Origin of the sequence: Bacteroides sp. CAG:189, assembly GCF_000432295.1 — a bacterium.
Classification (GTDB): Bacteria; Bacteroidota; Bacteroidia; order Bacteroidales; family Bacteroidaceae; genus Bacteroides; species Bacteroides salyersiae.
Genome location: NZ_HF991094.1, coordinates 4,064 through 14,519, shown reverse-complemented (window position 1 = coordinate 14,519; position 10,456 = coordinate 4,064). Strand labels below are relative to the sequence as shown.

General features: G+C 44.6%; 4 protein-coding genes and 1 pseudogene. All 5 read right to left on the bottom strand.

Going from position 1 to position 10,456, the window contains the following annotated elements; all coding sequences use genetic code 11:
• Nucleotides 1-465, bottom strand: a pseudogene (locus QVP90_RS13355) (hypothetical protein); the annotation flags it as partial.
• Nucleotides 466-510: 45 nt separating this feature from the next.
• Nucleotides 511-3,321: a glycosyl hydrolase gene (locus QVP90_RS13350; protein WP_021936706.1), complete on the bottom strand. Its 2,811-nt coding sequence runs from the start codon at nucleotides 3,319-3,321 to the stop codon at nucleotides 511-513.
• Between the two features lie 37 nt (nucleotides 3,322-3,358).
• Nucleotides 3,359-4,300, bottom strand: a complete 942-nt coding sequence (locus tag QVP90_RS13345; RefSeq protein WP_021936705.1) for a T9SS type A sorting domain-containing protein — start codon at nucleotides 4,298-4,300, stop codon at nucleotides 3,359-3,361.
• Between the two features lie 409 nt (nucleotides 4,301-4,709).
• A complete protein-coding gene (locus tag QVP90_RS13340; protein WP_007478252.1) occupies nucleotides 4,710-8,927 on the bottom strand; it encodes an FIVAR domain-containing protein in 4,218 nt (1,405 codons plus the stop codon).
• Between the two features lie 58 nt (nucleotides 8,928-8,985).
• Nucleotides 8,986-10,456 (bottom strand): RICIN domain-containing protein (locus QVP90_RS13335; protein WP_288204506.1); only part of this gene is annotated, 1,471 nt, incomplete at its 5' end.

Below are 10,456 nucleotides of genomic sequence, written 5' to 3'. Positions count from 1 at the left end.
GTCACCACCGGGATAAACCGGATTCTGAGAAAGATTTTTCTCTTCAAGAGGAGTTCCGTAACCCGTAACATTTACATAAGCACGTGCATCACCACTACGAAGGATAATTCGTCCTTCCGTTACTGGTAAAGTGCTATTCAGTGTAATAATAATTGTCTCCCCATTGGAACCAGCAGGCAAAGTTGCCGGATAAACTTCTAATCCAGAAGTTGCCGTCAATTTAATATCCTCCACTAAATTCTGCGCATTTAAAATAAAAGTCCCCGACTGTCCTGTTCCATTTATCACCATATGCGACTGGGTTACAGAAGATTGAGCTGCCATCAATTGCATTGATACTTTCGGTGCTCCTAACGTCACCACAATTCCGTCATCACTATCTGCACTTTGCACAGAAGCGAACGAGCTCCTCGGCATAGATAATGCCAATGCCAAGAGCGAAACAAAGAAATAATGTTTCTTCATGTTTTTCATGAATTTAAATTAATAATTAAAATATGATAGATTTCTCTAATTGCTTTTTACGATTTTCAGACTACCCAGATTACCTACACGAACCAGATATATTGCAGCCGGAAGATTGCTAATATCTAAAACATCAACCGTCGTACGAGAAAGAAGTAGTTGCCCGGTAACTGAATAGACATCGATTTTCGGCATTATACCGCCGTTCAATAAGCATATTTTCCCGTTGCCATTATCATAAACCAGCATACGAGTAATATCATCCGTCTGTGTATCGTAAATTCCGGTAGCATTCCCTGTCTCCATCACACACCAACCCACGGTTTCAGATTCAGTTCTACTCGAAGGTGTATAATCAACAAACACATCAATCGTATTAGCCCCCTTGTTTAGTACGCGTAAATTAGCAGCCGGTGACCCGTAAAGACTTTGCATTGCACCGAAGAAGGCATAGTAGGGAGCATAATAATTCTTACCATACCAGATTTGAAAAGGTGTACGCGAACTGGATGTAACCGCTGCATCTTCCGTACATCCCACCTGAATTCTATGTCCGTTCAGCAAACCTTCGCCCTGAGTCATAGCTACATAGCAAACATCTTCAGCAACAACCGGTGCAGCAACAGACTCTTCAAAAGCCAGCAACACTTCAAACCCCTCTCTTGTTACATTACGAACACGAATAGCCGTAGGCAACGCACTATTACCGGTCACCTGCGAACAAAACACAACAGGCACTTCATCGAAAGGAGTATCGAAGAAGACCTTCACAGCATTTTCGGTAACTCCCGCTACATGCCCAGCCCGGGCTGTTATGCCCCCCAATTGATATGTACCGGTTTTGGGAAATATCATATAACCCAACGTATCTTTACTAACAAAAGTCTGATTTTTATTATAATCCCAAAGCATGGGTCCAAACTCACACGCTCCTTGTGTAAGAGAGCCGATACGAGTAGTCATCGGAGTTCTCATCCGATAGGTTTGTGCACCGAGTACCATCACAGGCTTCTCTGTGTATTCCTCACCGAACAGATAAAAGCTCTGTCCCACCGAAGTTATACTACGTCCAAAAAACGGCTGGCTGGCTAAACTATTAAGAGCACCGTATTGAATGATATTCGACATTTTTTTAACCTTACCACCCAGCAAAGAACTGACGCGGTACTTCACCTCTCCTCCGTTCAGTAGTGAAGCGGAAATCAGCGGATCGATATAGGATACCTGCCCGGATTCTGTTCGACCAATCTCCGTATAAGTGCTTCCATTAACAGAGCGTTCCACCAGATAACCATCCACCAATTCATTGTTCACGTCCTCCCAACGAAGCATAATTCCATTCTGCTCCTTATCGTATTGATAGCTAAGCACGGGAGCTTCACGGACAGTCCATGTCGGAATCACCTCTGTGCTGCGGTCAAAAGCCATCTCCGCATTAAAATTGGCGTACACTTTTCCGGCAGGTGTCAAATTGAGATTCTGCCAAAAAAGAGAGCGTTTCTCTTCCACCCAATTATAAACGGAATAGCGTTCGATAAACTTACAAGTATCCATCATAGCCAAAATTTCCGTCATAAACAGACGCTGCTTTTCCTGCTGCGCAGCTTTATCAGAAGGCCAGGTTTCGTGTGTCCAGTTAGCACCGTTGTTCCACTCGGTAATCCATAGTGGCCGGCCGGTCTTCTCGTGTACCTCTTTCAATTTATTGTACCAATCCTTTACGCTACTTACCACAACAGAACCGCCCGATCCGCCCCAATAGGCATGGATAGCGACATAGTCCACACGATAGTTCCGCTTATTACACTCGGACATAAAATCATATAACCAGCCAAAATCAGTAGTAGCCGGAGACCCCACACGCATACCGGTCTGCAAATGTTTAGGCCATTCTTTAATGGCTTGTGAAACGGAGACATTGGACTGTTCCGAATGATCGGGTTCGTTATAGCTCAGAAGATGGGTAAGGCGTTTGTCATTGAACAGCACACTCCAATCACTCTCACCGCCATACCCCCACTTTTCGGGAACAAACTCCTGATTGCGCCACAAGGTTCCTTTATTTTCAGGACCGCGACACCAGTCGGCATTCGCTCCCCAACTGTATACCCAGGTACTGTTGGTCACATCGGCCTGATCTTCAAGATATCCTTCGGGAGGATTCGTTTGGTTATTACCACCGACCCATCCTTTTTTAGAAGCCCACTCCCATTGGAATACACGGATAAAAGATACTTTTCCATTCAGTTCTGCCGGAAGTTCACGAATTTCCAAATCGGCATCATCGGCTATAAAACAACGGCTGTATCCCATACCGTCAGGCTCCGTAGCCATCGTTGCCATATAACCGCGCTTCAGCTTAAAAGAGCTGATCCGATTGTCCTGTGAAAGAGCTTGTTTCATTTCCGACTTTACTTCAGGGGCCGGATTATTGGAATAGTAAAACTCCGGAGCATATTTCGCGGAACTCCCCTTAAAGTCAGCTTCGGTAAATGCTTCAAGCGGCTGAATATCCTGACCGTAAGGAATGATCACCGTGCCCTGCTTATAAATACTGATACGTCCGTTCTTTTCCGGTTCGAACGGCTGCCCGTCGATGAGAACAGATGCTTTATATGTATCGAGTACCGCGAGCGGACGCACATTGTCGAAGAATAGCCACGCATCGGTATGGGTGAGATTCACCTTCACATTGGCAGCCAACGGCGCATCTCCGGTGAGATGCAGATCGATGGCACTATCCAGCGTTTTATCGGCTGTCAGCTTACTTTCTACCTGCACCTCTTTAGCAGTCAGTACGCTAAAGAGAGTGCAAAGCAGAACACACACACATGAAAAGAATTTTCTGATATTCATTTGCTTTTCCGGTATTAATAATTAAGATAAATAGTTATTATGGGATAACAACTTTAAGGACTTTCCTGCGATCACCGTTCTTTACGATATAAATTCCTTTGCCCGGTAAGTAAACAGTCTCTTCATCCGATTCGGCACGGAAGGAAGATACCAAGCTACCCGTCACATTGTAGACGGCCAGTTCACTGCCGGCCTCCAGTCCGCTGAAGTTCACCGCAGCTCCTTGCACCGTGTAGCTAATTTGCATATCTTCCGTCAGCAATTGTTTAAGGGAAGTTCCGGTAGTAATGTCCACCAGACGTACTTCATCAAAATCAGCCCACAAATTGATATTACCTCCCCAATCGTAAACATAACCTCCTGTCACCCCCAACTTCACAATGGCTTTCGTAGCATCGGCGCTTGTAGTGAATGTATAGCTCTTTTCCACCCACTTCTCGTCCAGTTCATTGTACAGCTTCTTTTTAGTAGCCGTTTTGCCCACCTCTTCGAAAGCTACCCACGCAGGAACAATTGTCCCATTTTCGGCATGCGCTGACAAGCGGTAAAGGAAAGTCAACTCGTATTTCCTTGAAGGTTTCACATCGATAGTCTGCTGTAAACCACCGTCACCGAACCATTCGTTCGGTTTCGTCCATTCATAGCGGGCTATACGGATATACTGTTTGTTTCCGGCTTTTGCCGTATCCGAACCGGCCGGATAATAACCAATCTGCCCACGAACCATATATTTATTAAGTCCGGTATTATTATAATCATCTTTTTTATACTCTGCATCACCGGGCTTATTGGTAGCATCCCAACCGGCTACATAACTGATGCAGTTCTTCACACTATTGTTGTCGTACGAGAAAGTCTGGAATTCGGTATCTTCAAAACCAGGATTAGACAAAAGATTTGCCTGGGCATCGTTTTGGGCCATCAAAGAAGTTGTTCCAGCCAAAGAAAGCACACATAAAAAAGAAGTAAGTTTTTTCATATCACATTAGTTTTTTTAATTATATAATCTTAATATGAATAAGACAGGAAAGCCGCTGCGTTAACAAAACCGACAAAATCGATATGCAAAAGAAGAGAAGATTTGATGAAATGGCTTCTACTATTATTTCAAAGGAGGAGAAAAAAAAAAGGTGAAAGATTCTTCAACCTTATAGAATTAATTTTCCCCCCTCTCGGGGCGATCTATGATAATCGAGAAAAGCCCGTTGTTTCACAACAACAGGCTTTTCGAACTTCTTAATCTTAAAAATACAGTCTTCATGATGTGAAAACCGCCATGTCTTGCCGTGTTTCCATAAAAAGGGAATAACGCAAGACACCTGCGAAGAAATGCTTGCGTTATTCTTTTTTATATTCTCTGCCGGAAAAGCAGGAAGCTGTGTTTATACTTACTTGATGACTACCACCCGGCTGCCCGTAATGTTGTCACCTTGAATAGTAACTACATACGTGCCTGCATTCAATGCCGAAACGGAGTAGATATTTTCGACTGTTTCAACTGAAGATACCATTTTTCCACCGGTTGCGTAAACAGAGATACGACACTTCCCGTCAAGACCTTCGATAAAGAGAGTACCGTCCACATCATACATCGTAAGAGAAGTCAGACGGGTATCCCGGATACCGACACTGGTTTGAGCAGCTTTCAAGGCTTTCTGCAAATCCTGAAGAATCTTAGTAACATCACTCTTTGCATAGTTATCCGGATTCTCTACTACCGCTTTAGCTTTAGCAAGAGCAACATTCAAAGCCGTAAATCCGTCACCGTGTGCTGCTATGAAAGCATCTGTCTCAGCAATGGCAGCATTGAGCTCCGTCAAGTCATTAGGTGCAATCACCGCACTTTCAAATTTTGCGATAGCGGCTTTCAAGGCTTCTACGGCAGCAAGAAGATCGGCTTGAGAGACTTCTACTACATCTATAGCAGCCCGAGCGGCTTCGATGGCTTTACGGTATTGTGAACGGGCAGTAACAGGATAGTTACCCGGTTTGAAACCTTCTACGGAAGCATCCAATTGTGCTTGTGCTTTGTCGATCAGCGCCTGAAGTCCGGTGCTGGCCACAAGAGCTGTTTTAAAGGTAGCAACTGCTGCATTCAGTTCGCCGGTACGGGTATCTACATCAGCTTGAGAGATGGCTTTGCGATCAATCGCTTTCACCCCGTCGATAACGGTTTTCAAGGCATCTATTACCGATTGCGGACACTGGCCTTCACCTTCGCCGATGATGGTGACAGAAGCAAGAGCCGGCTCGGCTATAACCAAAGCAGCATCGAGATTTGTAAATACAATCACAATCTTAGCATCTTTCAGAGCTTTCAGTGCATCGTTCAATGCTTTGGTGCAGGCATCAACTTCTGCCTGTGTCTTACTCAAATCAGTGTCCGCCTCTTTGGCAGCAGTCAAAGCAGCATTAAAAGCATCAATCTTTTCTTGCGGATATTGTCCGTCGAATGTACCGGCAGCCAGTTCTTTGAATTCGTCGACATCGGCAGTGGCAATAGCAGTGTGCAATGCTTTACGGTCTACCGTCAGCGCACCATTTATAAATGCCCGACGTGCTTCCTGCAAGGTATTTAAGTCTCCGATCACCGGCTCAGTGATCGCCTTGACAGCCTCAATAGCTGTTTTGAAAGCATCTACCACTTCCTGCGGACGCTGGCCCTTATCTGTTCCTACATTATCTTTCAAAGATTCGTAAAGAGCTTCGGCAGACTGAATGGCATCATCCAATACCGCTTTTACTGTTTGCTCTCCTGTATGACCAGCGAAAGCTTCTACAATTGTTCTGAACTCCTCGGTCAGTACATCACATTCGGACTGTTCGCTCACCTTGTTGGCTTTATTCTGATATTCGGTGATTTTTGCTTCAAAAGTCTCGATAGCCGTCTGGAAGAACTGACCTACCTCAATACCAACAACGGCAGCAGCAGCTTTTTCGCGAGCAGTTACTAACAAGGCTTCCAACTCGTCCTTTATCACACTATTGGGGTTAGCAAGAAAATTGTTTTCTGCTTTCTGCAGTTCGCTTGTCATTGCATTTACCTCTTCTTGAGTAGCACCTGTCAATGTTTCAGCTTTCACTATTACAGTTTCAAAATCCTCACATTTCTTATCGCTCCACTGACCGATCTCACTACCACGATCAATATTGGCAAGCGTGTTACGCGCCTTGGCAATAGCCGCCTCCAAAGCAAAGCGATTGGGGTCGTGAGGAAGATCCACAACAACGAAATGGAATTGAAGAGCATCGTTACCCGCTGCAAAAGTCTGAAGATTCCAACCTTCACCTCTATTATCGCCAATACAGGTAGAAGCATCAACGGCTGGGAAGATGTTATAGTATTTGACACCATCCACACTGGTCTCATATTTCACGTTCCAGCTTATATTGGAGCTACCCATTGTGAAGTCGGTATTCATATACAAATCACCGTTTTTAATAAGGTAACTACCATCTTCATTTCGTACTAATTCGAAATGTTCGCCTACATTACCGCTCGTCATGTTAGAAACCTGTGTAACCGCTGTTTCAGCTACATTGAAGAAGCCATTGCGTTTACGACCCTGGACACGTACTTTTCCACCATCAGTAACAAATATTTCCGAAGACAGGAATTTGCCAACAGCTCCATTTAAAGCATCAATAGCAGCAGTAATCTCACTCTGGTCAGTAGCGGATTTCACCACGTCTTTGGCGGCAGCAATCGCTACATTCAGAGCATCCACCGCCTTCTGAGGATAGTTACCTATTGCTTCACCAACAACAGCACCAGCCACTATCTTTTCAGCTTTCGAAATGATATTCTCCAATCCGAAAGTGATCAGTTCACCCTCAACAGCTTCTTTAACAATCCACCAGCTATTTCCTACATTGCCTTTATTTCCATACACTTCCGAACCGTCGGTCATGTTATCGGTACCTAAGAAGTTAACACCGGTATATTCTCTGAAACGTACTGTTCCTTCTTGAACACTTACCAGTTCGGCAGTAAATTTAGCTTCGCTCGATGTAGGATCATTCCCTATCTGGATACGCCAACCGTTGCGGGTGACATATCTACCGTCTGATAATTGCAGGTTATAGACATTCTTCTCGCCTTCCACTTCGATCAACCGGAATTTCTGCGCATCAGATGCCACGGGTGTCTGAACAGATAAACCGGCTCCCGAAACTCCCAACAACAGATTGGATGAATAGTGGATCAGGTAATACTGTTTTTCCGGATCCGTCTTAATAACAATTTGTCCGTTTTTGAATTGTCCGATAGCTTCATTGAGCTCTTTTGCAGCAGCATTAATTTCTGTTTGTTCTGTAGCGTTTAAAGCTTCATGAGCAGCCGCTATCGCAGCTTGTAGAATATCAACAACCTCCTGCGGATAATTACCCGACAGATTGCCAACTACGGCATCAGCCAACAGTTTCTCTGCTTCCGAAATCGCTTTTTCCAATGTACTTGTAATCAATTCACCGTCCCTCACTTCCATAAGCGTCCACCAACTCTTCTCTACATCACCTTTATTGGCATACACCCCGGAACCTTCCGTAAGCTCATCGGTACCCAAATAGCCATTTCCGGTTTTATACTCTTTAAATCTTAAAAGCTTTTTAGCAGAGTTAGCCAACTCTATAATAAACTTAGCACCATCCACATCCGGATTACTCCCGGTTTGAACACGCCATCCATTGCGAGTGATGTAACTTCCGTCAGCTAAACGAATATTATAAATATTCTTTTCACCCGTTGCCTCAACCAAGGTAAACTTCTGCGCATCAGAAGCGGAGGGAGATTTAATAGTCGCTTCACTATTCTCAACATTCAATAATAAATTTGTTGGGAAATGAACAAAATAATATTTCTTAGTAGGGTCAACATCTATAATTTTCTGTGAAGCATTAAACACGCTGACTGCCTCATTCAGAGTGCCAACAGCAGCATTCACAGCCGACTGATCATCGGAATCAAGAAAACCTTTGGCTGTAGTGATGGCAGCTTTCAAAGCATCGAATGCAATTTGAGGATACTGCCCGATGCCATCACCGACAGGTGCTTTATCCAATAACTCTTCGGCAGTCTTAATCGCATTCTCGAGAGCAATGGTAATCGCTCCTTCAGGAGCTTCACTCAATGTCCAGTAATGTTTACCGTCCGTACCGCTTTTGTCTGCATATACTCCGGAATTCTCATTGTTATCATCTGTACCCAAACAAGACTTTTGAGAATTTTTTGCAAACATCCCTACGTTCTGTAACTTCACATAATCATCATAAGCCGGCAACAACTTGAATTTTGCTAAATCGTCCGCAGTATCGCCTCCCAATATCGGAGTATAATATCCATCACTCATTATATACTGCCCGGAGGAGACTTCTTTTATGTTATAGACACCCTCTTCGCCGATTACCGGAACAAATTCAAACTTCTGCATCGTACTGGCACCGGGAGACATCATCTTAAATGCCGTGCCATCAAGACTTAACAGATAGCCACTGGAATGCGCAATAAGATACGCTTTCCCCGTCGCAGGATTCGTGATTGGCTCGGCAAACATCTGTTGCGCAAGCAAACACATCAAAACTAAAATCAGAGATTGTAATTTTCTCATAATAGTTCACATTTTGGAGTTAATAATTAAATTTTGTTTATGGTTCTCATTATATTTATTACGGTAGAAGTATTTTCAGATGACAAACATGTCCGGACAGAACAATTTCGGCCAAATACACCCCCGAAGGCAAAGCGGAAACATCCACTCGATGCCCGGATGCTTCGGGCAGCACTTCACTATAAAGCAAAACTCCTGATAAAGAATATATATTGACGCAAACATTCGTTTCGGCCGCCGGCAGTTTAAACTGAAGTTGCCTTCTGTCCGTCAGCAAGCATCGTACCTCTTTTTGGGTATGCGTGGAACTCATTCCCGTTACATCCAACACAGACTTCTCTAACTTCCAGTGCAGATTTCTGACCTGCAAAAAGAGAGCGTCGCGTTCTATCACCTTTCCGTTTTCCACACTGGCATACCCGCCGGTGGCACTATTTTGCAACACATATGTATCTTCGTCCACCGGCAGTGGAATCCACAATTGCGTATGAGCCTCTTCGTTGATACGCTCCACGACCACCGGAGTATTGGCACCACGTGACTGCATCACGCAACGGGCAAAGTGATTGTAAAAACGGAAACCACCATCGGAGATGGGCTGAATACTCCATTGCTGCGCATAATAATCCTCTATCGGATTTTCTAAAATCACAGCGGCACCGATATGGCTGGCACTGCGATCAATACTTGCCACCCGATCGGGATAGGACAGGCTGATCAAGGAGTAATAATAACCGGCATCGGCAGTAAAAGCGGGAAGATCGGGATCTATTTCGGGTTGCACAGTCTCTTCCGTCATTTCCAGATACCATTGCTGACTGCGCAATTCGCGGGGAGATGCCTTAGACTCTATCAACTTATTTCCATCAGCGGCAGAACCGTTGTAATTCTCGATGGCACAACCGGAACGGATATTGACCAGGGCAAATACATCAGGATGTACCGGCACGATCTCCCACAATTGTGACAGGTCGGTAAAATCGGGTTTCACCTGCACGAGACTGGTGTTTTGCCCGCTACCACATGCCGCCAATCCCGAATGACGATTGATCAGGATAAAGCGTCCAGTAGCTACCTCCCTGACAATCCAATCTTGGGTAACACGGCTATTGGACAGACTCCACGAAACCAGTTTCGCACGTTCGGCTGTCGATTCCTCTTCCACATCCATCACATTGCTGGTGTGACGGTTCATTATATGGTAATAATAGTTGGAAACTTCAAACGGCCGGAGTTCTTCTTCTTCCTCATCTTCCTCACCGAAACTATCGGTAAGAAATGCCACGCGGTTCTTGATATAGGTTTTCAGATAATCCACACCGCCGGTGTAGGTATCATACAGTTTCGTTTCAAGATATACCCGTTTATCAAGCACTTTCCAACGATTGAAGTTAAGTGCTTGGGAGCGATCGATCAAAGAAGCAGTCTCCGACACATAAGTAAGTAAATGCTCTTCCACGCCGGAAGCCACCAGCTCTTTCCATCTTTCGTTGACAGCATGTCTGAACCAAGGATCTTTCCACATCTGC